Origin of the sequence: Paenibacillus sp. OV219 (genome assembly GCF_900110075.1) — a bacterium.
Lineage (GTDB): Bacteria > Bacillota > Bacilli > Paenibacillales > Paenibacillaceae > Paenibacillus_Z.
Map to the genome: position 1 here is coordinate 184,506 of NZ_FOCJ01000008.1, position 23,021 is coordinate 207,526.

At 46.5% G+C, this 23,021-nt stretch carries 22 protein-coding genes; 20 read left to right on the forward strand and 2 right to left on the reverse strand.

Going from position 1 to position 23,021, the window contains the following annotated elements:
- Positions 1 to 10: 10 nt before the first annotated feature.
- Complete coding sequence (locus BMY11_RS20305) at positions 11 to 898, reverse strand: diguanylate cyclase domain-containing protein (RefSeq protein ID WP_090580398.1); 888 nt, start codon at positions 896 to 898, stop codon at positions 11 to 13.
- A gap of 181 nt (positions 899 to 1,079) precedes the next feature.
- Between BMY11_RS20305 and BMY11_RS20310 the strand changes: the two genes are divergently transcribed.
- From BMY11_RS20310 to BMY11_RS20405, 20 genes are all read left to right on the forward strand, one after another.
- On the forward strand, positions 1,080 to 1,637 hold the full coding sequence (locus BMY11_RS20310; protein WP_090580687.1) for a P-loop nucleotide/nucleoside kinase family protein: 558 nt from the start codon (positions 1,080 to 1,082) through the stop codon (positions 1,635 to 1,637).
- Between the two features lie 138 nt (positions 1,638 to 1,775).
- A complete protein-coding gene (locus BMY11_RS20315; protein ID WP_090580402.1) occupies positions 1,776 to 2,162 on the forward strand; it encodes a VOC family protein in 387 nt (128 codons plus the stop codon).
- 293 nt (positions 2,163 to 2,455) lie between these two features.
- Entirely contained in the window at positions 2,456 to 2,992 is a 537-nt protein-coding gene (locus BMY11_RS20320; RefSeq protein ID WP_090580404.1) for an SMI1/KNR4 family protein, read from the forward strand.
- A 19-nt stretch (positions 2,993 to 3,011) separates the two neighbouring features.
- Positions 3,012 to 3,584: a hypothetical protein gene (locus BMY11_RS20325; protein WP_090580407.1), complete on the forward strand. Its 573-nt coding sequence runs from the start codon at positions 3,012 to 3,014 to the stop codon at positions 3,582 to 3,584.
- Between the two features lie 124 nt (positions 3,585 to 3,708).
- The gene (locus BMY11_RS20330) at positions 3,709 to 4,221 is read left to right on the forward strand and encodes a metallophosphoesterase (protein ID WP_090580410.1); all 513 of its coding nucleotides are present in this window, start codon (positions 3,709 to 3,711) and stop codon (positions 4,219 to 4,221) included.
- Positions 4,222 to 4,359: 138 nt separating this feature from the next.
- The gene (locus tag BMY11_RS20335; protein WP_090580413.1) at positions 4,360 to 5,940 is read left to right on the forward strand and encodes a histidine kinase N-terminal 7TM domain-containing diguanylate cyclase; all 1,581 of its coding nucleotides are present in this window, start codon (positions 4,360 to 4,362) and stop codon (positions 5,938 to 5,940) included.
- Positions 5,941 to 6,182: 242 nt separating this feature from the next.
- Positions 6,183 to 7,229, forward strand: coding sequence for an aminoglycoside phosphotransferase family protein (locus BMY11_RS20340; RefSeq protein ID WP_090580416.1), 1,047 nt, complete (start codon positions 6,183 to 6,185; stop codon positions 7,227 to 7,229).
- A gap of 421 nt (positions 7,230 to 7,650) precedes the next feature.
- Positions 7,651 to 8,580 carry an aldo/keto reductase gene (locus tag BMY11_RS20345; RefSeq protein ID WP_090580419.1) on the forward strand — a complete coding sequence of 310 codons (930 nt, stop codon included), beginning with the start codon at positions 7,651 to 7,653 and terminating at the stop codon, positions 8,578 to 8,580.
- Positions 8,577 to 9,356 (forward strand): sugar phosphate isomerase/epimerase family protein, encoded by a 780-nt coding sequence (locus BMY11_RS20350; RefSeq protein WP_090580422.1) that lies wholly within the window; start codon positions 8,577 to 8,579, stop codon positions 9,354 to 9,356. The genes BMY11_RS20345 and BMY11_RS20350 overlap by 4 nt, the downstream gene beginning before the upstream one ends.
- A gap of 543 nt (positions 9,357 to 9,899) precedes the next feature.
- Positions 9,900 to 10,850 (forward strand): ABC transporter permease, encoded by a 951-nt coding sequence (locus BMY11_RS20355; RefSeq protein ID WP_090580425.1) that lies wholly within the window; start codon positions 9,900 to 9,902, stop codon positions 10,848 to 10,850.
- A gap of 91 nt (positions 10,851 to 10,941) precedes the next feature.
- Positions 10,942 to 12,687 (forward strand): extracellular solute-binding protein, encoded by a 1,746-nt coding sequence (locus BMY11_RS20360; protein ID WP_090580427.1) that lies wholly within the window; start codon positions 10,942 to 10,944, stop codon positions 12,685 to 12,687.
- A gap of 108 nt (positions 12,688 to 12,795) precedes the next feature.
- The gene (locus BMY11_RS20365) at positions 12,796 to 13,704 is read left to right on the forward strand and encodes a carbohydrate ABC transporter permease (RefSeq protein ID WP_090580430.1); all 909 of its coding nucleotides are present in this window, start codon (positions 12,796 to 12,798) and stop codon (positions 13,702 to 13,704) included.
- A 72-nt stretch (positions 13,705 to 13,776) separates the two neighbouring features.
- Positions 13,777 to 14,790, forward strand: coding sequence for a LacI family DNA-binding transcriptional regulator (locus BMY11_RS20370; protein WP_090580433.1), 1,014 nt, complete (start codon positions 13,777 to 13,779; stop codon positions 14,788 to 14,790).
- Positions 14,791 to 14,835: 45 nt separating this feature from the next.
- Positions 14,836 to 15,789, forward strand: coding sequence for a carbohydrate kinase family protein (locus tag BMY11_RS20375; RefSeq protein ID WP_090580436.1), 954 nt, complete (start codon positions 14,836 to 14,838; stop codon positions 15,787 to 15,789).
- Between the two features lie 26 nt (positions 15,790 to 15,815).
- Positions 15,816 to 16,721, forward strand: a complete 906-nt coding sequence (locus BMY11_RS20380) for a metallophosphoesterase family protein (protein WP_090580438.1) — start codon at positions 15,816 to 15,818, stop codon at positions 16,719 to 16,721.
- A gap of 97 nt (positions 16,722 to 16,818) precedes the next feature.
- On the forward strand, positions 16,819 to 18,387 hold the full coding sequence (locus BMY11_RS20385) for a pullulanase X25 domain-containing protein (protein ID WP_090580441.1): 1,569 nt from the start codon (positions 16,819 to 16,821) through the stop codon (positions 18,385 to 18,387).
- Positions 18,388 to 19,095: 708 nt separating this feature from the next.
- Positions 19,096 to 19,422, forward strand: coding sequence for an ArsR/SmtB family transcription factor (locus tag BMY11_RS20390; protein WP_090580444.1), 327 nt, complete (start codon positions 19,096 to 19,098; stop codon positions 19,420 to 19,422).
- 117 nt (positions 19,423 to 19,539) lie between these two features.
- Positions 19,540 to 21,195 (forward strand): SulP family inorganic anion transporter, encoded by a 1,656-nt coding sequence (locus BMY11_RS20395; protein ID WP_090580447.1) that lies wholly within the window; start codon positions 19,540 to 19,542, stop codon positions 21,193 to 21,195.
- A gap of 122 nt (positions 21,196 to 21,317) precedes the next feature.
- Positions 21,318 to 21,905: a hypothetical protein gene (locus BMY11_RS20400; protein ID WP_143069318.1), complete on the forward strand. Its 588-nt coding sequence runs from the start codon at positions 21,318 to 21,320 to the stop codon at positions 21,903 to 21,905.
- A 180-nt stretch (positions 21,906 to 22,085) separates the two neighbouring features.
- Positions 22,086 to 22,427 carry a zinc ribbon domain-containing protein YjdM gene (locus BMY11_RS20405; RefSeq protein ID WP_090580454.1) on the forward strand — a complete coding sequence of 114 codons (342 nt, stop codon included), beginning with the start codon at positions 22,086 to 22,088 and terminating at the stop codon, positions 22,425 to 22,427.
- Positions 22,428 to 22,655: 228 nt separating this feature from the next.
- On the opposite strand, the gene BMY11_RS20410 is transcribed toward BMY11_RS20405, so the two are convergent.
- Positions 22,656 to 23,012: a GerAB/ArcD/ProY family transporter gene (locus BMY11_RS20410; protein ID WP_177182733.1), complete on the reverse strand. Its 357-nt coding sequence runs from the start codon at positions 23,010 to 23,012 to the stop codon at positions 22,656 to 22,658.
- Positions 23,013 to 23,021 lie beyond the last annotated feature (9 nt).

Consider the following 23,021-nt stretch of genomic DNA (forward strand, 5'->3'; position numbering starts at 1 on the left):
AAGCTGCTTCCTACGCACGATAGGATTCAATCGCGATGGAGTTCGGACCGTTGTCTCTCGCACGGCTAAGCGATTCAATGGAATCCTCGACCATTTGGCGAATAGCAGGCAGCTGGATATGACCTACGAGTCCGCCGATGTAGCAGCCCATTTGCTTCTTGCATCCGATGCTGGAGAAGTCGAACCGCTTGATTTCATCAATGATAGACTGCGCGGTTTGAACACACAATTGCTCTTCGGCTTTGGCAATGACGAGGAACTCGTCGCCGTGAGCACGGCCGATAGCGGCCCCGGACAAGTAGCGCTGGACATTCGATTCAATTACTTGATAGAAAGCGACAATGACTTTGTCCCCTACCTCGAAGCCGTAATCGTCGTTGACTTGTTTAAAATGACTAATATCGAGGCGGAACACACTAATCTGATCCTGTGCGGAGCACGAGTCGACGATGCTAGAAGCTGCATCAAGGAACGTTTCGAAATTTGGGATGTTCTTCTTGATTTCATGAACGCCTGCCTGCTCAAGGAGCAATAAATCTACTTTTTTATCCATTTCAAACCCTTCCTTCTCGATGAAGTGGATGAGGCGGTCAATTGCGACTTTCTTCTGAATTTGCACATTTAACGCGGAGTGAATTTCGACACGCTTACGGATCAGCTGTTGGATGATTCGGAAGCCATCCGTAGGACCGCTCAGAAGCTCTTTTATTTCGGATAATGAAAAATCAAGATTTTTAAGAATGACAATCCAATTTAATAGATGCGCTTGGTTAGACTCATAAGAACGGTAGCCTGTCTCCGCATCAATTGCGGTAGGCTTCAGCAGCCCGATCTCGTCATAATGGCGAAGCATTTTGGCAGTTACGTTGTTCATTGCAGCGAATTCGCTAATTTTCAAGCAAGGCGCCTCCTCATGAAGTACTCCGGCCGGAATAACTTAACCTAAAGATAAACCTTCCCCTAATAGGAAAGTCAACGTTTTTATATGCTTATGTCGTTTTTTGTATGTTTACTTGGGAGGATAGGTCGACGTGAAACGCGAATAGGAGATAAATACCAAGAAATGGATGGTGATCAACATGAAGCTAGTACTTCTATTCGGTCCGATGGCTGTCGGCAAAATGACGGTAGGGCAAGAGCTTGCGCAAATCACGGAACTGAAGCTGTTCCATAATCATATGACGATTGAGCTGCTGTGCCCGTATTTCGGGTTTACCCCGGAGATGTGGGAGTTGACCTATCAGTTCCGAATGCAGATCTTCGAGACGTACGCGAAGGGCGAGGGCTACGGAATGATTTTCACCTACGTATGGTCGTTTGAAGTGCAGCAGGATTGGATTTACGCGAAGCAAATCTGCGATATATTCGAAAAGAACGGCGGCGAAGTGTACTGGGTCGAGCTTGAGGCGGATTTGGACGCGAGAATCGAGCGGAACCGAAGCGAGAATCGGCTCGCTCATAAGCCATCGAAGCGGGATGTGGAGCAATCGGAAGCGAGAATGCTCGCAGGAGTAGAGCAGCACCGGCTGAACTCGGGCGAAGGTGAACTTGTGCATGATCGTTACTTGAGAATTAACAATACCGATCTGACGCCGGAGGAAGTTGCGAATAGGATTAAGACGCATTTTGAATTGTGAGCATTTTCAAGGTGACAGAGGATTTCCAGTATCGGGTAGGGAAAGAAGAGATTAGCAGGAGGCGCACTCAAGGTTGAGATTCCAACATTGGCGATCCGGACTTACCGGATTCGATTCGAATAGGAGGAGATACCCGCGATGGCAGAAAAGCTGAAAGCCAGAATTGAAAACTCTCTTACGGTATTGCTAGTCTCGGATTTCGAGAAGTCGAAGAAATATTATGAAGAGGCGCTCGGCTGTGAAGTGAATGAGTTTTGGGCAATTCGGGATAACTTCGGACTGGGCTTCAAGCTCATTCAGGCGCAAGACCCGGGCGACGTTCGGCCGAACAAAGGAACGTGGAATACCTACGCCTACGTGCAAACGCATGAGGAATTGGATGCACTGTACGAGGAATTCAAATCGAGCGATGCGATTATCGTGTCAGAGCCGGTCGTAACTGAGCATGACTGGGGAGCTTGGAAGGATTTTGCCGTGCAGGATTTGGATGGCTACGTGATCGGGTTCGGGTCGGGGAAGAAGTAAGCGAACTTGCAGTGACCATTGGTCGCTGCTTTTTATTTGTAACGAATCACCGTATCGCTATTCGCCGCTTTCCCGGCTCCATGCAACCATTTTGCCGGTAATAACGTCTATACGATTCGTTAGAGTTTAAAAGTGTGTGATTTCAGTCCAATAGCGATTGTGGAATTCGTTAGACGAAAGCGAGTCGGCGCGATGCTATCACCTATAATTTACCTCTAAACAAAGGAGCACGTTTCTGCCAAGATAGTAATGAACTAGAATACAACAATCAGTAATAGAATAGAGGTTCCCTCTTGATTAACATTAACAACAAGGTACGAGCAGATAGAAGCACCATCGATCAGTTTCAGAACCAAATCAGATTGAGGCTTCCCGCTGACTATATCGCGTTCTTGGAACAGTTTAATGGCGGGTATCCAGAGCCAAGTATATTCCATATGAAGATCTACCATCCACTGGACATGGAATCAACCATTATGAAGTCCTTCTTTGGTTTCGGCTTGGAGAATGGCGATGATCTTATGGAGAAATACCGCTTCTATAAGAAGCTGTTGCCGGCAGACTCGATTCCCATCTGCAGCACAGAGGGCGGAAATATTGTTCTGATGTCGCTATCCATTGAGAATTATGGCGAGATTTATATTTGGGATCATGAACGTGCACATCGGCATCGGGCGGTGCTGCGTGATTTGCAATATATTACGGACTCATTTACTGATTTTCTAAAACGAATTATGCCCTATGATCTTAGTGATGTCCCGACCAAAGGTTATGAAGTAGAATCGCTTTGGATACATCCTGATTTCTATAAGATTATGAATAATGATTAAGCTTGGGGCTGTTTGAACAATGAAAAGATGGATCGTAGCAATCGGAATTCTAATTATCATCATTGGCGCTGGATGGATCACTTATGTGAAATACCCTCGCACAGTTGATGTGCAGCTATCGGGCGTAAAGTATCAGCTAGGTTCCGAAGGGGCTAAGTTTGGTACGGAGCCTACAGCAGTTGTCATTCAAGGTAAGCTGTATACGAGCCTCAGAGGGGATCGGGTATTCAAAGGTACAATTGATATTGCCGGTGAGCAAATTCCGGTTCCTGCGGATCAGCGGAAGTTAGAGATTCATTTTGCCGACGACGGTTGGGGCTCAATGGCCTATCCTTATGTGATCTTGAATGGCCGGGGAGCAGCCGTAGACACCGAAATATATCAATCGCATCAACTATTTGCGAACGCGGACTTCAGTCAAGTGACGTTCCTGCTGTCAACCCCTGACAACTATTCGACAGGTGCAAAAGGGCATACAGTCTGGAGCGATGTGAATGGGATGATGCTGTCGGCCCCAGCAAGTTCGCGTGAAGAGGCACTTGCTCTATCGAATATGCTGATGCGTGATTTTATTAAAAAGCCATTGCAATAGCCGTTTATTTGCTAATCTCCATCTATCCGTACCTCGGAAGGTGGAGCTTCTTTTTTAGGTGGGAAATGGGTTAAAATGGTTACAAAAGAACTGTCTATCAACTTTGACCAGAGGAGCGACCACCATGCAAAAGGTATTCTTCATCTCCGACCATCATTTTGGACATAAGCCTATTATTGATTTCGAATCGAGGCCTTTCGCCGATGTCGATGAGATGAACGAGCGGATGATTGAGTGCTGGAATACGGTCGTCGGCAAGCAGGATAAAGTGTTTCACTTAGGCGATTTCTCGTTTCTGAATCAAGAGAAGACGAAGACGATCGTGTCACGGCTGAACGGCTACAAGGTCCTCATTCTCGGCAATCATGACAGGGGCCGTTCGCGGGCGTGGTGGCTGGAGGTTGGCTTCGATGAGGTGAGCGAGCATCCGATCATCTACAAGGATTTCTTCTTCCTCTCGCATGAGCCGATGTACATGAACAAGCATATGCCGTACGTGAACGTGCATGGACATATTCATTCGCAAAAATATGCAGGCAGCAACTACTTCAACGTCAGCGTAGAACACTGGGACTACACCCCGATTACGTTTGAGCAGATCCGCGATGCCGTTGTGCCGAGCGAAGAGGGCGAGTGACCTAATGCGAGGCGGCAGTAAATGTACAGGACAGCTTAGCCAAAATGCTTTATACTGCTGAGGAAGGTCAATCGCATATTTTGAATCGTTTGTGACCAAGCAGCCAGGTTTCAACCGATAAGTGGAGTTGTTTATATAGTGGGAACGCCTTATTCGGCGATATTAACGCTTATGGTGACAGCCGGCGTCATTAATGTCATCATGGGCATTTACGTGTTCTTTTACCGGGCCAAGCAGTCTATGTCCAAAACCTTCATCGCCTTCACGCTTCTATCGGCGGTTTATGTATTTGGCTCTACGCTTGAGCTTTCATCGAGCACTCTTGTGGAGGTTAAGCTCTGGATTAAGGCGGAGTATTTCGGAATGCCTTTTCTGCCGCCGCTTAATTTGCTGCTCGTTATGTACTTCCTCGGCATGGACCGCTTACTAAAGCGTCCTGTCCGTATTGCAATGTTCATCCTTCCAGTAATTACGCTCGTGCTCGTGCTGACGAATGATGCACATGGGCTGTACTACCGCTCGATTGAGCTGAAGCAAGGGGCTTCTTTTCTAAAAGCGAACCTGAACGCCGGGCCGTGGTACATTATCGCAGGTGCTTATACGTTCGGCTGCATGATCGGCGGAGTTACGCTGCTGCTCATCTATTGGAATCGCATGAAGTCGTCGTATCGGCTTCAGCATATGACGATGCTTGCGGCGCTGCTGCTGCCGCTGGCAGGAGACTTCTTGTACCTGGGCAACCTGACGCCAGATGGCATTGACCCGATTCCAGCCATTATGGCCGTCACGTCCGCACTTTATATGTGGGCGCTCGCTGGCAGAGGAATGTTGAACGTGGTGCCAATCGCCCGCGATAATCTGTTTGAGAGCATGAGCGACAGCGTTCTTGTGCTGGATCTGGAGAATCGGCTCGTCGATTATAATCCGGCAGCGGCGCTTGTTATGCCTGAGCTGTCCGCACAACATCTTGGCATGCCTATTGAGGAGTTATGGCGGTACTATACCGATGAGCCGCTTGCGAATCTGGTGAATGGTGACCTCCAAGATGAGCGAGAAGTGATCTGGACGATCGGCGATCGGTCCTATCATTACAGCGTTCGGTCCTCGGTCGTCCGTAAGAGCGGGGGGCAGGTGGTCGGCAAGCTGCTCATTCTGATTGATATTTCGGAGCAGGTTGAGCTGCAGAAACAGCTGCATTCGCTTGCTTTCTACGATGGGCTGACGGGGATTTACAATCGCAATCACTTCCTGCACATGAGTGAACAGCTCATTGCGCAGTCGGTAGCAAGCGGTGGCAACTTCGCCGTTCTGCTGTTTGATATTGATTATTTTAAACGAATTAACGATACGTATGGCCATGATGTCGGCGACCAAGCGCTGCAGCATGTCGTCACCGTATGCCGCCGTATGCTTCGTGATGGAGATGTGTTCGCTAGATATGGCGGCGAGGAGTTCGTTGTCGCGCTGCCTGGCATGACACTGGAAGAGGCGGGACAAGCTGCGGAGCGCATTCGCGCGGAGATTGCCGATCACCCGTTGGTGATGCCGGTGGAGTCGATCACGATTACAGCCAGCTTCGGCGTTGCTGCGGGAGATCGTCAAGCCGCTTATGAAGTGAAGCAGCTGCTCAAGCTTGCGGATCAAGCGCTGTATGATGCGAAGCGTGCAGGAAGAGATAGAGTATGTCTGGCTATGAGAGCACCGGCATATAGCATATGAGAACATGAATGCTCCTTTTACGGGCAGCAGGCTTTGAAGCCTGGCTGCTGCGATACGGGGAGCATTTTTGCTACTGTGCGCGATTTGTGGGTATCCGAGCAATCCGTTATTGTCTTGAGTAAAATACTCCCATACAATGGGCATATATCCAGACGGAGAGCGAGTGATTGTCATGAAAACAACTGCGGAGTTTGGCTGGCTTAAAGCGATGAACAATACAAGCAGGAGGTTTGGCTCAGACTATGGATCAAATCAAGAAAACTAGCGATTCAGATAGATTAGAAGTGGTTGCGGAAGCAGAGGCAGAAGCAGGAGCAGGCGCAGAGGCAGGAGCAGATGCAGAAGCAGGAGCAGGAGCAGGGGCAGGAGCAGGATCAGAAGCAGAAGCAGGAAGCTTGCATGCTGGTGAGGTGAGAGTGGATGCCGCGTTAGTGAAGCGCCTGTTGGCAGGGCAATTCCCGCAATGGGTGGAGCTTCCGCTTGTGCGGGTAAAGTCTACCGGCACGGACAACGCCATCTATCGGCTTGGCGATGAACTGTCGGTGCGGCTTCCGCGAATTGAATCGGCGACCGGACAAGCAGAGAAGGAGCTGCATTGGCTACCGAAGTTGGCTCCGTATTTGCCTTTGGCGATTCCAACACCGATAGCGATTGGTGAGCCTGCCGAAGGGTATCCTTGGCAGTGGGCAGTGTATCGGTGGTTCAGCGGTGTGGATGCAATCGTCGGACGTATTGACAATTTGGCTGAAGCGGCGAAGGCGATGGCGCAGTTCGTCGCGGCTTTGCATCGAATCGATCCGACTGGCGGGCCGCTTCCAGCAGGCTCGCGGAGGGATAAGCTCGCCATGCGGGATGAGCTCGTCCTCAAGATTATTGCGGATATGCACGGCGAGATTGATCATGAAGCGGCGGCTGACGCATGGTCTGCGGCGATGAAGCTGCCGGAGTGGCAAGGGGAGCCGGTATGGATTCACGGTGACCTTCATGCGGGTAATCTGCTGATTGATGAGGGACGGCTAACGGCGGTGATTGATTTTGGCTGCATAGGCGTAGGCGATCCGGCGTACGACATGCTGTTCGCATGGAGCATACTCGATGCGCAGACGCGGGAGATCTTCCGGGCGGAGCTGCAGCCGGATGAGCAGACCTGGGTGCGAGGCAAAGGCTTCGCGCTATCGATGGGGCTGATCGCGTATCCTTATTACAAGGAAAGCAATCCCTTGTTTGCAGGCGTGGCGAAGCGAATTATTGATGAGGTGCTCGCGGATTACCGGAGCAGCTTGGGATAGCGAAGTGGCGGTGCGGAGGCGTAGAAAAAGCGGGCCTTTGCCCGCTTTTTTTTATTGCTAGACGAGATAAGCCCAGGAGCGAGCTGCCCCTCGATAAAGAAAAGGATGATATGCTTTTTCATATTTCAGTATCAGCAAACTACAGTTTTCTATAAACAATCAGGCCAAACAAGGCAAAGATTTAGAAGAAGCAGTGTACTGGCTTTTAGGAATAATAAAATAAAATTCCAAAAATAAACACTGATAGCGCATACAAAAAGCTGTTGAGAACAACCGCTATTATCTGTACAATGAGATTAAGCGCTTAATCTACTATTGAAGTATGTGGAAGGGGCTATTATTTTAGGCATCTCTTAATCACATAATACAATTCTGGTATCGGTACCAGAAAAATGCTAGTCATACAGGGAGGCAATATATAATGGAATTCTTGACGATTAATGGCGTTTCGCTGTCTCGGCTTATGATGGGGACAGGCGATATTAGTAAGATGGACGGAATGGAAATGCTCGATATCTTTGTTGCAGCTGGCGGAACGACTATCGATACAGCGCATCAATACCGAAGAGCAGAAGTGACGATCGGCGAGTGGATGGCAGCTAGAGGAAACCGCAGTCAGATGGTCATTATGACTAAAGGCGCTCATCATGACGATGGGAGCCCGGGACCTCGGGTGAATGCGGAAGCGATTCGTAAAGATTTGTATGAAAGTCTTGAACGATTGCAAACCGACTATATTGATTTGTATGCCCTTCACCGCGATGAGCCAGGAACGCCAGTTGGTCCGGTTATGGATGAGTTGAATCTCCACTTGGCTGCAGGCCGAGTACGTGCGATCGGCGCGTCCAACTGGTCGTATCAGCGCATTCAAGAAGCGAATGATTATGCAAAGGCTAACGGTTTGCAAGGCTTTATGTTCAGCAGTACGAACCTCGCACTCGCGACGGCGAACGAGCCGAGATGGGCCGGCTGCGTGTCAGCGGATAAGCAGACATGCCAGTGGCATGAACAGTACCAGATTCCACTGCTTTCTTGGTCGTCGCAGGCTGGAGGATTCTTCACAGGTCTGTTCTCGCCTGAGGATCGCTCGAACGAGGAGATGGTGCGCGTTTATTACAACGGTGACAACTGGCGTCGTTATGAGCGTGCGAAGGAACTGGCAGAACGTAAAGGCGTCACCGCGCTGCAAATCGCTCTATCCTTCGTGCTTAACCGTCCATTCCCGACAGGTGCTATTATCGGGCCCCGAAATGAAGCGGAGCTGATGGATTCTGTGAAAGCGATGGAGATTGAATTAACGGCACAAGAGCTTGAATGGTTGGATCTAAAATGTGAGGAGCTGGCAGGATGAGACAAAAATTTGCGGCACAGCTGTATACGCTGAGAAACGAGTTGAAGAAGGATTTTCCTGGCACTCTTAAAGAATTGAAGAAGATGGGCTGGAGCGCTGTTCAGATCGACGGCTTGCACGGCAATGATCCGCGAGAAATCGCAGCGGTAATGGATGAGCTTGGCCTTCATACGGCAGGTATGCATGTCGGCCTTGAGCGGATGAAGTATGATTTGCCGGCTGTACTGCAGGAGGCGAGCTTGTTCAAGACGAAGGATTTCATCTGTCACTCGCTGCCGGATGAACTGATGAACCCTGAAGGATACCGGAGCGTTCGTAACGATTTGCGCCAAGTCGCAAGCCAAGTAACTGATTTGGGATTGCGGGCAGGATACCATAACCATGACTTCGAGTTTCATACATCACTTGATGGACAATATGCGTTGGATTATGTGCTTGAGCTGGACCCCGTTAATCCTGTCTATCCGGAAATTGATACTTACTGGGTGAAGAAGGCGGGGCTGGACCCGCTTAGCTATATCCGGCAGTATGCTGGACGTATGCCTATTCTGCATCTGAAAGATATGACTTCGGACGGACGCGAATACTTTGCGGAAATTGGGACTGGAGTGATCGATTTTGTTCCGATTATTGCGTGGGGTGAGCAAAGCGGTGTGGAATGGTATTGCGTGGAGCAGGATTATTGCCCGGGTAATCCGCTTGATAGCATAGCGCTTAGCTTTGACAATTTGCAGAAGATGGAACTGGCCGTTAAGCGGTTATTGCAGCAAGTTTAATTAAATATGTCATGAATATGAATAGTCTAGCTAACTTTGCACCTACTCGGTGGACCCATGGATTTGGGAACGTAGATATGAGATCGATTCGTTATGATATCCTGTCCAGCTGTGCCATCTATACTGGAAAGCGATAGGCTATTCTTGATATGAGCAGAACAGACCGCGGCCCACACAGGCTGCGGTATACACCCAGATAATATGCGTGAGCTTAGCTACGAGCAGCTGAACGCGCAGAAGCGGGTCTTTATAACAGGTAACCTAGACGACGGTCAAAGAAGATATTCAGATGAAGTCGTTTGTGGAAATGAGCTTAGATCCCATTACGACATCCGGAAGCCGAAACATCTATTAAAACTTTGTAAAAATGAAATTATGTTATAGATTTATTTTGGAAGAGTTGCTATAATCACATTATGATAACGTTTTCATTTCCAGCACATTAGGAAATGAATTTTTTCAAACACATTCTGGTAACGTTTCCAGAAATAACACAAGCGAGACGATTGACATCATTGAGAGAAGAAGGTGAATTGAAAGCTTATGGCACAGACGTCGACTTCGAACATGAAGCCGAGCAGGCCTGGAGCTGCTTTGTGGAAAAACATTGTGCTCCATCGCTACTTATACTTCATGCTGCTCCCGTGTCTCTTGTTTTTCATTATTTTCAATTATATTCCGATGGGGGGCTTGCTTCTCGCCTTCAAGGAATACAAGTTCAACAAGGGAATTCTTGGAAGTCCATGGATCGGGTTTGACTATTTCGTAACGTTCTTTCATTCGTATCAGAGTAGAGAATTGATTCAGAATACGCTCATTATTAGTTGTATGAAGCTGTTTGTGTACTTGCCGTTTCCGATCGTGCTGGCACTTATGTTCAACGAGGTTCGGAACAAATGGTTCAAGAACGTTTCGCAGAGCGTTCTCTACTTACCGCATTTTCTCTCGTGGGTCGTCGTAGTTGGTCTTGTTCAGCGGATTCTTGCGCCAGATACAGGCTTACTTAATGAACTCATCACGAATATGGGCGGCGATGGAAGCACCTTCTTCATGATGGACCCAAAGTATTTCTATCAGATTATGTTCGGCAGCCATTTGTGGAAGTCGATCGGCTGGGATTCAATCATTTATATGGCAGCGATTTCAGGTGTAAATCCCGATATGTATGAAGCAGCAAAGATTGATGGCGCAGGCAAGCTTCGAGAGATATGGAGCATTACGCTTCCTTCGATTATGCCTACCGTCGTTATTCTGTTCATTTTATCGCTTGGCAACATATTATCCGCCGGTTTCGATCAGCTATACTTGCTCCGGACACCAGGTAATATGCAGCTTTCCGATATATTGGATACTTACATTATTCGCGTAGGATTAAAAAACGGCCAGTTTGGTTATGCGACTGCTGTCGGAATGATACAAGGTATAATTGGACTTATACTTGTCGTATTCGCGAATCGCCTCTCACGCAAGGTATCTGACACATCTTTATGGTAACGCTTCCATGTCTCATTATGCAGCATCTAACCATTGGTGGAAATGTCAACTGACGTATTCATAATAATCTAGACAAAAAGGGGTATAACGCATGAGCAGAAAATGGATGAAGTTTCTAGCACTTCCTGTTATGGCGGCAATGGTATTGACGGGTTGCTCCAACAACGGGAATAACGTAGCAAACAATGATCAAGCTTCGGACAGCAAGAACGCTACAACTAATAATGCAACTGCAACAAATGCAACTGACGGAAAGCCGGCAACATGGATCGCAGACCGCAAAATTAAAGGTCTAGTATTCATGGGAACTGACGATTATACCGAAGAAATGAACCCCGAAATTAAAGCAGAAATCAAGAAGCAAACAGGTATCGATTTTGAAATCGAAATTATGAAATCTGCCGACTCGCTTGAAGGTATGATTGCAGGTCTTGCAGCGAATGACCTGCCGGATTTCATCGCTTTCTACCTCAATAACAGCGGTCGTCCGGAAATGCCAGTCGCTCTGAAAGCAGCGCGCGAGGGCATGTTCACGGATCTGGCTCCTTTCTTCAAAGATTCGAAAGTATACAGCAAATACTTACAAGACGATTACTTGCCAGCGGATACGAAGTTCGGTGTCATGTTCCGTCCTGAGTTTAACGGTGCTACTTACTTCACGCATATGAACATTCAGCGCAATGGCGGTCAAGTGACTTGGAGAGGTGTAGGCGGTCCTTACATCCGTAAGGATATCGCAGACGCGCTTGGTGTTGATCCACGCACAATTACAACAACGGCTCAGCTGGAAGATCTAGCTAAGAAGATCAAAGCAGGCAATTTCAAGGATAAGAACGGCACGGCTGTAACGCCAATCGGTCCTGGTTACTGGGGCGGTCATGAAATTGGTGCCCTGTTCAACGATTTGGAGTGGGGCGACTCTGACCAACATATCAAGCAAGACAAAGACGGTAAGATTCTTCACGAAGCGCAAACGCCTATCGCTATGAAACGGGTTGAATATGTACAAAACATGATCAAAGATAAACTGATTCAACCGGAGTTCTTCACGATGGACGAGAGCCGCGCTACAGAAGGTGCAATCAACGGTACTTGGGCAATTATTGCGGATATGCACAGCTATCAAGAATTTAACCAAGATATGCACTACATTCCACTTGGTCCAATCAATAAAGTAGACGGTCCTTATAAGAAGGTCATTGATTTCAAATCGGGTTACTCTGCATGGGCAGTTCCAGCTACAACTGAGAAACCAGAAGAAGTTGTGAAGTTCGCTGACTGGCTTGCTAGCCGTGAAGGCAAGCTGCTGTGGAAATACGGTATCGAAGGCCGTGATTATACGCTTGATGCGAACGGCAACCCGCTTGTGAAGAAAGAAGTTATCGATCTGAAAGTGAAGGATCCGAACGAAGCGAAGAAGCTTGGTTTTGCAGGAGTAGGCAACAACTGGGGCGATATTCTCGGCAGCACTGACAACGATAATAAAGCGGATTTCGGTGAAGAGAACTATGGCGACAACACGAACTCGGGTTTATTCCCGGCGGTTGAGAAAATTGCGACATTCTATGGCCTTGATCAGAAGATCAAAGACGCTGAAGTCGTGGATGCATACCAGCCAAATTCGTTCATTGGTGAGTTCGAAAACGGTACTGATTTGAAGACGGCGCTCGATAACTACAATGACAGCCTGGTTCAAGCTTACTACAGCAAGAACCTTGATGCAGCGAAGAAGATTTTGGACAGCGCTTTGAAACAAATGGAATCGGCAGGTCTTGATGACTACTTGAAGCTTCTTGCTGAGAAGAATGCAGATCCAAAAACGAAAGTGAAACTGTAACAGCTAGCAGCATCTCAATCACAGATGGTTAGGCGGTTTCGTCCGCAACTCGGATGAAACCGTCTTTCTTGATTGTTCGATCAGCTTTGCAGCAGGAGGGAGAAAACGGTGAACGAATTTTATAAGCTTAGTGTAGGGGAACGAGTTTTTCGAATTGTCAATTATACACTCATCGTATTGCTGTGCTTATCGATTATTCTTCCTTTCCTAAACATATTTGCGTTAGCATTCAATCCCGGTAAAGATGCGGAAAGAGGTGGCATTTACTTCTGGCCGCGCGTTTGGACGCTCGAAAACTTCAATAAAGTGTTTGAATCCTCGAATATTGCAACTGCTTTCGGTATTTCGATGTTTCGTACCGTAGTAGGAACGATTTCCAGTGTGTTTTTGACAGCGATGGCTGCCTATGCGCTTAAGAGTAAGACTATTCCCGGCGGCAAGTTTTTCATGATGTTTATCTTCTTTACAATGTTGTTTGGCGGCGGCACAATTCCTTACTACATGCTACTGAAATGGATACATTTAACGGACAACATCTGGGTGTATGTAATACCGAGCTTGTATAGTGCATGGAATTTGATCATTATTCGGACATTCTTTCAGCAAATTCACCCGAGTTTGGAAGAGTCGGCCCGAATTGACGGATATAACGACTTTGCAATCTTTATTCGCATTATTTTGCCGCTCAGTCGTCCGGTTATCGCAGTTATCGGTTTGTTCAATGCGGTCAGCCATTGGAACGATTGGTTCACAGGTGCTTTCTTCGTACGTAAAGCGAGTTTAAGGCCGCTGTCTACGCTGCTGCAGGAGATGCTGACTAGCGCTGAAGCAATGCGAAACACGCTGAACCAAGCAGCAGGAACAGTCAATTATACGCTGCTTGATAAAATTCAAATTACAGGTGACTCGCTCAAAATGGCGACGATTATCGTCGTTGTCGCTCCGATTATTATTATTTATCCATTCGTCCAGCGGTATTTTGCCAAGGGCATTATGATCGGATCGATGAAAGAATAGATAATAGAAGGAATTTTACCTTATTATGAAGAATTGCATTCCAATGATATTTCAAGTAAGAGGGTGAGTTATGTGCAGCCAAAGATTAAAGACGTGGCACGGCTGGCCGGTGTTTCGGTTACGACCGTTTCCCGTGTGCTCAATGGCGAGAAGTATGTCAAAGACGATCTCAAACAGAGAGTATACGTTGCCATTGAAGAATTAGGATATGCTCCTAGCCAAATTGCCCGTAGTTTGGTGCGTAACAAAACAAACCTGATCGGCGTCATCGTTCCGGATATTACGTCTAGCTTCTATGCGACGATTCTAAGTAGCATTGAAGAAGCGGCGAGTGCCAACGACTACAATTTGCTCGTGTGCAACATTAGCGAAAATATTGATAAAGAGCATAAATATTTGAACGTCTTTCAGGAGATGCGGGTCGAAGGCATCATCATCATGCATGAGAAAATTAACGAGGACATTCGAAATCTGATTCAGAAGATGAAGATTCCGGTGATCTTCTCAAGCGTTAAGCCTATGGAGCAGGAATTCGTATCGGTCATCGTAGATGATTACAAGGCAGCCTATGATGCGACTAATTACTTGATCGGGCTTGGGCATGAATCGATTGGATTTATCGGCGGCGACATGAGGGACATTACTTCCGGCCAGAACCGTTACAGCGGCTACCGTAATGCACTGACGAACAGTGGCATCAAAATCATTCATGAGCATATCCGTTTCGGCGACTACAAGGTGAAAAGCGGCTATGAGCAAATGAAAGCGCTATTGCGCGTGAAACAGCCCCTGACTGCGGTGTTCGCCGTGAGCGATGATATGGCTGTCGGCGCGATGAATTGCATTCGCGACAATGGACTGCGTGTACCCGAGGATATTTCTGTCATGGGGTTTGATGGTAGCCAACTAACGGAGCTGACTCGCCCGACGCTTACCTCGATGGAGCAACCGATTCATGAAATGGGCAAGGTGACGATGAGAGTACTGCTCAGTCAAGTCGAGACTGGTGAAGTGCCTACGAGCGACATTATTCTTGAGCATCGGTTGGTTGCACGCGATAGCTGCAAAGCGAGAAATGGTTCGTAGCAGGGTGAGAAGCGCATAAATGGAGCAGACGGGGATGAGGCAGTTGTGAAGAAATACGATGCAATTGTTATTGGCGATGCAAACATCGATTTGGTCGTTGCCGGCTTGAGCGAGCTGCCAGAGCCAGGGCAAGAAGTGTTTGTCCGCGATATGACGCTTCATGTTGGCGGCGGAGCCGCTTTGTTCAGCATGGCTTTGGCGAAGCTTGGTCTGAAGCTTGCATTTAACGGCACACTTGGCGAGGATGGTTTCGGACACTTCGTACGGGAACAATTTACGCAATATGGAATCGATACAAGCTATATATACAAGAGCAACTTCAATACGGGGATTTCCATTGCGATTAACCCCGAGGTAGATCGTTCCTTCATCTCTTATTTGGGCTCTAATACAGAGCTAAGCTTGCAGCAGCTGGATATGGACAGTGTAGCTTTGGCGAGGCATGTGCATTTGACAGGGTACAAGGGAAGAAGGAACCATGCCGAATATATGAAGGTTGCGAAGGAAATTAAGTCACTCGGAGTGACCACCTCGATCGATGTAGGCTGGGATGAGACGGGCGAATGGTTCTCGGGTATTTTTGAACTGATGCACGAGGTGGATGTCTTCTTCATGAACGAAGTGGAAGCGCAACAGTTTACAGGGCTGTCGAATATCAAGGATATTCTCCACAAGTTTGCGGAATACACCGATCATATCGTCATTAAGCTGGGTTCAGCTGGAGCGGTTGCGGCTGTCCATGGTCAGACTAAATTCCAGTCCGGGTTTCAAGTGCCTGTTGTCGATACGACGGGTGCAGGGGATTCGTTTAATGCTGGTTATATTTACGGGTTTCTCACCGGACAGTCCATTGAGATGAGCTTGCTATACGGCAACGCTTGCGGTGCATTATCCGTATCAATGTCCGGCGGCAGTACCGGAACGCCTGACGGCATTAAACTGGAAAAGTTTATTTCCGAGCGGGGCAGCAGTACGACAGAGATCTGGGAGACAGCGTAGTATCCCTTGCGAGGAGGAATGAAGTGATGGTCAGCAAGTTGAAATTTCGGCATGACGGAGCTTTCAAAATTATACAGTTTACCGATATGCATATCGGCAACGATCATGAAGAGGACAGGGTGAAGGATGGCATGACGGCCGACTTGATACGGCGTATTATTGCCTCCGAGCAGCCTGACCTGATCGTGCTTACCGGCGATATGATCTGGAGCGACGGCGTAGCTAACCCGCAGCAAACATTTCGCAGGGCGATTATGCCTGTTGTTGAATCAGGGCTCCCTTGGGCGGCCGTATACGGTAATCACGATGCGGAATCAGGAGTCACACGGGAGGAACTGCTCGCGATTCAGCAAGAGCATGAGCAGTGCCTAAGCGTTGCCGGGCCTGCTGACATTAACGGGGTCGGCAACTATGTTCTGGGCATTGAAGGTGCTTCTGGTGATTCAGATGCGGCAGCGTTGTATTTCTTCGATTCTGGTATCAATGCGCCTAAACCGATCGGCGGATATGCGTGGATACATCCAGATCAAGTTCATTGGTATACCGAGCAATCCAGACGACTTGCAGAGCAGCACGGCTCGCCGCTGCCTGCCTTGGCCTTCTTCCATATCCCATTCCCGGAGTATGAAGAAGCGTGGACCGGCGAGGATGTTACTGGAACGAAGGAAGAAAATGTGGAGTGCCCACGAGTCAATACCGGCTTATTCGGGGCGATGGTTCATATGGGCGATGTTATGGGAACATTCGTTGGACATGATCATGATAACGACTATTGCGGCACCTTGCACGGCATTCGTCTCTGTTATGGCCGAGTTTCCGGCTACAACTGCTATGGTAAGTTTCAGCGAGGCGCTCGAGTTATTACCCTTTCCGAAGGGAAGCGGAGCTTTGAGACTTGGATTACGGAAGCAGATGAGGGAATTGTACGATGAAATTCGGATTTGGCCGTGAATCGGCTGTTTCTGGTATCGATACCAGAAATGCCTAAACAACGTTACACGATGACTAACCACGATTACGGAGGTCCACATGAACCATACTATGTTTGGTGGAAGTATTAGCCGGAATGTTCTGGAAGGCTATCTTTCCAGGGCAGTTACGTCCGCAGATTTGGTCAACAGTACTACTTTAAGCGATGACTTGAGGATGATCAAGAACATTGGGGCTAAGTTTCTAGGCCGTGCTTCAGGCGTATGGCTGCTGGAAGCGGATGACGATGAGCATTACCGCAAGTCCAGGGCGCTTGCTGAACGTGTACACGAAGTCGACCCGGACATTATGCTGCAGACATGCATTTTCGAAGCTGTTTTCCAAGAAGTAGAGAAGATTAAGATTCCGGATTGGGTGTTCAAGGCTTTCCAATTACCGGTCGAGAATCGTACTTTCTGTATTACCGATATGCTGTTTGACGGGAGACCACAAGGGTTCGTCTGGGAAGATGGCGGAGGTATTCCTAATTTGAATAAGCTAGAGTCACAGTTCTGGTTTTATTACCGAGCGGTAAACTATATCGATGCCGGATTTGAAGCCATTCATATGGGTCAGATTCACCTATATACCGCCGAGGATCAGGGGTTCAAGAAGACGATTTCTTTATTCCAAATGATCCGTGACTACGCGAGAGATCATGCGCGGCGAGGCATTGTGCTGCTCGACGCACATACGCACGGAGTGAATATTGACGGCCGGCTTCTATTCGACTTTCATTCCATGCCTTATTCACGGATGCCGATTCTCGACAGACCAGGCGACAAGCTCGCTTTGGTGCAAGAGGGATTCAGTGAAGGCGGTGTGACGCCAAGTGGATGGAGCTGCGATTCTTTGCCAATGCTGATGGAGCTCGATAATTGGGGCGGCAAATTTTTCGATGAGAACGATAACCTCCCCAACGAACGCAGGGCATGGAAGGAATGGTGGGGGTACGATCAGATTGCTTGGTTTGCCTCGCAGGATGAAGAGGGACGCAACCAATTTCTTGAATACGCCTTCAAATGGACGGCTGTAAATAATGTCAACTCTTATATGCAGATGCCGATTCGAAGAGGACTAGGCAGCTGTCAGGTTCCAATGCAGACCGGCAGTGCGGGAGTAGAACTATCAAACTGTTATCAGGCCAATCGAGCAGGCGAGGGCTGTCCACTTGGATTTGGACAGGAAGAGATGATTAAAACGCTGTGGCAATCGGAAAAGGGACTCAGGCAGAGAGCAGGTAATCCGCTGCCGAACACTTCCTATGGAGCGGAAGACAGCTACGATCCTGATACTGGAATCAAACTTCCGGCGCGTGTTATCTTATACGGAAGCTTCCAGCATCATGTAGGCGCGATAAACCAAGATTCCAATAGCGAAACGACGCGGATGACTTACATCGGTAATAGCATCTATCGACGCACGTTCGTAATGCCGTTCAAAGGTTCATACGAATATGCGGTTGCGCCATACGGAACGTTGTCTCAGACCTATTCCATTGACAGTTATCCGCGAAGCGGGTCTTCGACGAAAGCAACAATGGTCATAGAACGAGATAACACGGTCATTGAATTTCTCTTCAACTTCATGAATCGGAGCCTAACGGTTCAAGTAATCGAAGGATTGTAATGCACTGTAAATGACAGTGATGCATAGCGCGGAATAACACTTAGACGAAACGGTAAGTATATATCCAGAATTTGTTGATTCAAGACCTTTCAGAAGAGATTGGGTTGGAAATTAAAAATCTTATGTCTCAAAAAGGGCAGACTCTCCTAAATGAGTTTCAGCCTGTTCAAAGCGGAAAGGGTAGCCACGATGGCTACCCTTTTTTTGTCCTTATGAAAACGACGGTAGTGTGTAGTAGTACAACGACATAAAGATGAGGAGATTTTCTTGTCGTTTTTTTAAAGTCAAGAAAATCCCACTATAATGTACGGACGACAAAAAAATCACCATATTCAGAACAAATGAGGATTTGCCGTATTTAGAGTTTCGCAAATGATTAACGTTGATCATGTAGAATTGCCGTATTTAACACGGGATCCGTTATTCCGGATCATGATATAGAACATATTTGGGATAGCTTTTATAAGGCTGACAAGCCAGGAATCGCTATGAAAACGGAACGGGATTAGGTTTATCCATTGTAAAGCGCATAATGGATATGCACAAATCCCATTTGGCGTATATAACACGGACGGGGGAGTCGTATTCTGGTTTGAGGTGCCTGTTATGACGGCAGAAAAGTTCCGTTATAACGCGGTTCATCTTTTTATGCTTATATGTGGTATGATATATCTAAATATTTGAACTTATGAAGGGGAAGAAGTTGTTTTGAACCTTGAATTGCAGCAGTTTAAAGCAGAGTTTTTTAAAGCGCTTGCCCATCCGATGCGTATTCGCATTTTAGAGGTTTTGTCTGAAGGCGAACGAACTGTAAATGAGATTCAAACCATCATTGGAAGCGAAGGATCATCGGTTTCGCAACAGCTTGCTATTCTTCGCAATAAGAACGTTGTTTACGGATTAAAAGACGGAACGACCGTTATATATAGTTTACGTGATCCACTTGTGAAAGAGCTTCTGGCGGTTGCAAAGAACATCTTTGATAATCACTTAGTTGGGACGATCACGATGCTAGAGAATATGCGAACTGAATAATACTTTTACTTGAAATGATCAATGCCAATTGCAGGCATTGATTTTTTTTGTGCTCAGAGTTATTATTCTTTCATATATTCAAATATTCAAATATTAAAAGAGAAGAAGGGTTCCGAGATGAATTGGTCGAGCAGGTTCAAAGGGTACAACTTAGAATCGTTGCAGCGAGACATCGTTTCAGGGTTAATAGTCGGAATCGTAGCTATCCCATTGGCGATGTCCTTTGCAATAGCCTCTGGGGTAAAACCTCAATATGGAATTTACACAACGATAGTCGCTGGTTTTCTTATCTCTCTGCTCGGAGGTTCGAAATTTCAGATTGGAGGGCCCACAGGTGCATTTATTCCGATATTAGTCGGTGTTGTATTGCAATACGGGTATGAAAATCTACTGATCGCCGGGTTCCTTGCCGGGTTGTTACTTGTATTGATGGGAGTCTTTAGGCTCGGTATTCTTATTCAGTTTATCCCTCGTCCAGTCACGATTGGATTTACGGCAGGCATAGCTGTAATCATATTTTCAGGTCAGATCTCCAACTTTCTGGGTCTTAAAAACATTTCACGGCATAATGATTTTTTTTCAAACATGAGAGAAATCGTTCTTCACCTGCCAACACTGAGCCTATACAGTCTATTAACAGCAACCATCTGCTTAATCGTTATGTTACTGACCCCAAAATACCTTTCGAAATTTCCAGCGTCACTCATGGGTCTAATTGTATCTACACTTGTTTCGATGCTTCTGTTTAAAGGTGAGATAAGTACAATCGGTTCCGCATATGGAGCTATTCCAAGTTCACTGCCTGTATTTTCATTACCCCATATAACACTTGAAAAGATCGTCCTTCTCATACAACCAGCGTTAGTTATTGCAATGCTTGGTGGTATTGAATCGCTTTTGTCTGCCGTTGTAGCGGATGGCATGACTGGCAGCAGACATAATAGTAATAGGGAGCTAATCGGGCAAGGAATAGCCAACATAGGAGCTTCATTATTTGGTGGCATTCCTGCTACTGGAGCGATTGCGCGTACGGCGACAAATATTAAAAGCGGAGCTGCTTCACCAGTTTCGGGAATGGTTCACGGGCTTGTCGTGTTAATCATCCTCATGCTATTCGCACCGCTTGCATCAGACATACCGTTATCAAGTATGGCGCCAATACTTATGGTTGTTGCTTGGAATATGAGTGAACGTAAGCATTTTGCTCAATTGCTTCGTGCGAAAACGAGTGAATCCATGATTATGGTCGTCACATTTATACTGACAGTTTTTTTGAATCTTACCATCGCTGTTGAGATGGGGCTGTTACTAGCAGCATTTATGTTTATGGTGCGAATGAGAAATTCTCTAAGAGTTACGAAGGTGCAGTATGACAATCTCATGAATGAAGAGGACTTGAAGCCATACATGATGGAGTATGATTCAAGGATCGGCATTTACTCGATTGAGGGACCCTTGTTTTTTGGAACAGCGAATAAGTTTGAAGAGTTATTCGAGAATGAAAGTACTTCGAACCAGAACGTTTTAATTATCAACTTGAAAGGTGTATCAGTTGTTGATTCGACCGGCGAGTCCAAGTTAGCTACTATCGTCAGTCGTACAGTCTTAAAAGGCGGGACGATCATTTTGTTGGGCTTACAGCAGCAGATAAAAGAGTTTTTTCGTAAAAGCGGCTTTGTTCATGTGATTGGAGAAGAGAACATATTCGATGATTATTACGATGCGATATATGAAGCTCATAGAAGGACAACTGCTCTTAATCGAACAAACTGAAAGCTTGATTCAATCTCGGGTAAACTATTCACGTGGATATAATAGATAATATAATTTACAAAAATAAAGGGGGGAATATCGGAATTTATTGTCGCAGGCCTCACGTAAATTCCAGAGCGAAAATGAAGCAAAAAAGAAGCAGAGAAGCTGTCATTGAAATGGGGACTGAGTTTCTTCGAGACGCCGGTGCGGAAAGCATTTGTAAGGTTTGCATTTCCGGTGGAGGTTCTTGCTGCATAAGTTGTCAGCACCTTATAGATCGAGTGGGATGTCAGAAACGGAATACAAGTTGTACCGCATGGTTGTGCGGTTTTCATAATTATATTTTGTTTGAATTGAACCTGTTAGAAGAATGGAATAACTTTTGGGATGAGGTGCCTGGAAAAGACTTTAGGAAAGATGAGACGCCAGAATTCTTTTTTATGACAAAGTCACTTTCTAAGCCTGATATTAGACATATTTGTGAAGCCTTTGCCAAGGATCTCGATGTATTAGCTAGTAACCAAATTGCTATTGGGTTCATTCTTACTCTCAGAGAGAAACTGGATAGGTGTATTGAACTCACTGAGGTATACCGATATGACCAAACACACAGAAATATTGTGTTGCGAAAAATAAAGAGTTTATCCAGTCTGTTTACGCAGTTCAACTTAGTTTTACAAGAATATCGTCTCGAATCACAACTTACCGACACAACTGAATCCAGTTAGAAATAAAAGGGCCGCCTCCCGGAACAGGCCGAGCCGTATCGGTTGTTATTTAGATGTATCTGCATTATAATGCTTTTTATATTCAAACTTTTGAATATTTGGTTTTGCGCAAAATAATGATATGAGCAGCCAGACGGTAAGCAAAATTGGCGTTGATGCTTTGAATGGAGATAATGAATAATGTCGGATTTTCCAAATTGTCCTCAATGTAACTCGGAGTATACGTACGAAGACGGAGGATTATTTATTTGCCCGGAATGCAGTCATGAATGGCCGAAAGAATCGGACACTAAGAAGAGTGACGATAATAAGATGATCAAAGATTCTAATGGAAATGTATTAAGCGATGGCGATACCGTGACCATAATTAAAGATCTTAAAGTCAAAGGGAGTTCATCTGTTTTAAAAATAGGTACCAAAGTAAAGAATATTCGCCTTGTTGACGGTGATCATGACATTGATTGCAAGATTGATGGCTTTGGAGCCATGAAGTTAAAATCCGAATTTGTAAAAAAAGTATAGGCAAGTTGGCTGAGTGCAAGGCAGCCTGCCCGGGAAACTGGGCGGGCTGCTTTTTTGGATATTGAAATGTATCACAGCAGGTCACCTAATTTCGCTGTGTGGTTGCAACTTTTTACAGAGCTTACTCCCTCAATTCTAGCATGCTCGAAGCCATAAGCTTAACTTTGACATGCACTTCAATTCCTGGAATCTCGTCGTTGACGGCAAGTCAATGGTCCTAATGTCAACTCAATCAACATAAGTACGATAAGAAATGATGTTGATTCGAGATATCTTCCCTTGGACATCATCCTTCAGGAAGAGCATGAGGAAGATTTCCGTTATGCCCGATGTCGTATACCAAGAGCCTGTTGCAATGGATTGTGCCGTATTTTTGAATACAGGAAATAAGTAGCCGTAATCCTTATATTGAAAGTTCACTGTCATGACATATAAGCCGGCGATAATGATCCAGGGCAGAAGGATGCCATTGGTTATGGCGATTGCGGCCAGTCCCTTTCTTGCCGTGAAATAACAAATGCCGATGAGACATAGACCAACTACCCATTGTGGCGTATAGGTCAAGTAAGACGATTTGGAACACACGATCGTATT

Excerpts from the sequence above, each read along its gene's own strand:
- BMY11_RS20340 (WP_090580416.1), top strand. The coding sequence starts at position 6,183 with ATGGATCAAATCAAGAAAACTAGCGATTCAGATAGATTAGAAGTGGTT.
- BMY11_RS20350 (WP_090580422.1), top strand. The coding sequence starts at position 8,577 with ATGAGACAAAAATTTGCGGCACAGCTGTATACGCTGAGAAACGAGTTG.
- BMY11_RS20380 (WP_090580438.1), top strand. The coding sequence starts at position 15,816 with ATGGTCAGCAAGTTGAAATTTCGGCATGACGGAGCTTTCAAAATTATA.
- BMY11_RS20345 (WP_090580419.1), top strand. The coding sequence starts at position 7,651 with ATGGAATTCTTGACGATTAATGGCGTTTCGCTGTCTCGGCTTATGATG.
- BMY11_RS20385 (WP_090580441.1), top strand. The coding sequence starts at position 16,819 with ATGAACCATACTATGTTTGGTGGAAGTATTAGCCGGAATGTTCTGGAA.
- BMY11_RS20325 (WP_090580407.1), top strand. The coding sequence starts at position 3,012 with ATGAAAAGATGGATCGTAGCAATCGGAATTCTAATTATCATCATTGGC.
- BMY11_RS20395 (WP_090580447.1), top strand. The coding sequence starts at position 19,540 with ATGAATTGGTCGAGCAGGTTCAAAGGGTACAACTTAGAATCGTTGCAG.
- BMY11_RS20360 (WP_090580427.1), top strand. The coding sequence starts at position 10,942 with ATGAGCAGAAAATGGATGAAGTTTCTAGCACTTCCTGTTATGGCGGCA.
- BMY11_RS20355 (WP_090580425.1), top strand. The coding sequence starts at position 9,900 with ATGGCACAGACGTCGACTTCGAACATGAAGCCGAGCAGGCCTGGAGCT.
- BMY11_RS20310 (WP_090580687.1), top strand. The coding sequence starts at position 1,080 with ATGAAGCTAGTACTTCTATTCGGTCCGATGGCTGTCGGCAAAATGACG.
- BMY11_RS20330 (WP_090580410.1), top strand. The coding sequence starts at position 3,709 with ATGCAAAAGGTATTCTTCATCTCCGACCATCATTTTGGACATAAGCCT.
- BMY11_RS20400 (WP_143069318.1), top strand. The coding sequence starts at position 21,318 with ATGAAGCAAAAAAGAAGCAGAGAAGCTGTCATTGAAATGGGGACTGAG.
- BMY11_RS20405 (WP_090580454.1), top strand. The coding sequence starts at position 22,086 with ATGTCGGATTTTCCAAATTGTCCTCAATGTAACTCGGAGTATACGTAC.
- BMY11_RS20315 (WP_090580402.1), top strand. The coding sequence starts at position 1,776 with ATGGCAGAAAAGCTGAAAGCCAGAATTGAAAACTCTCTTACGGTATTG.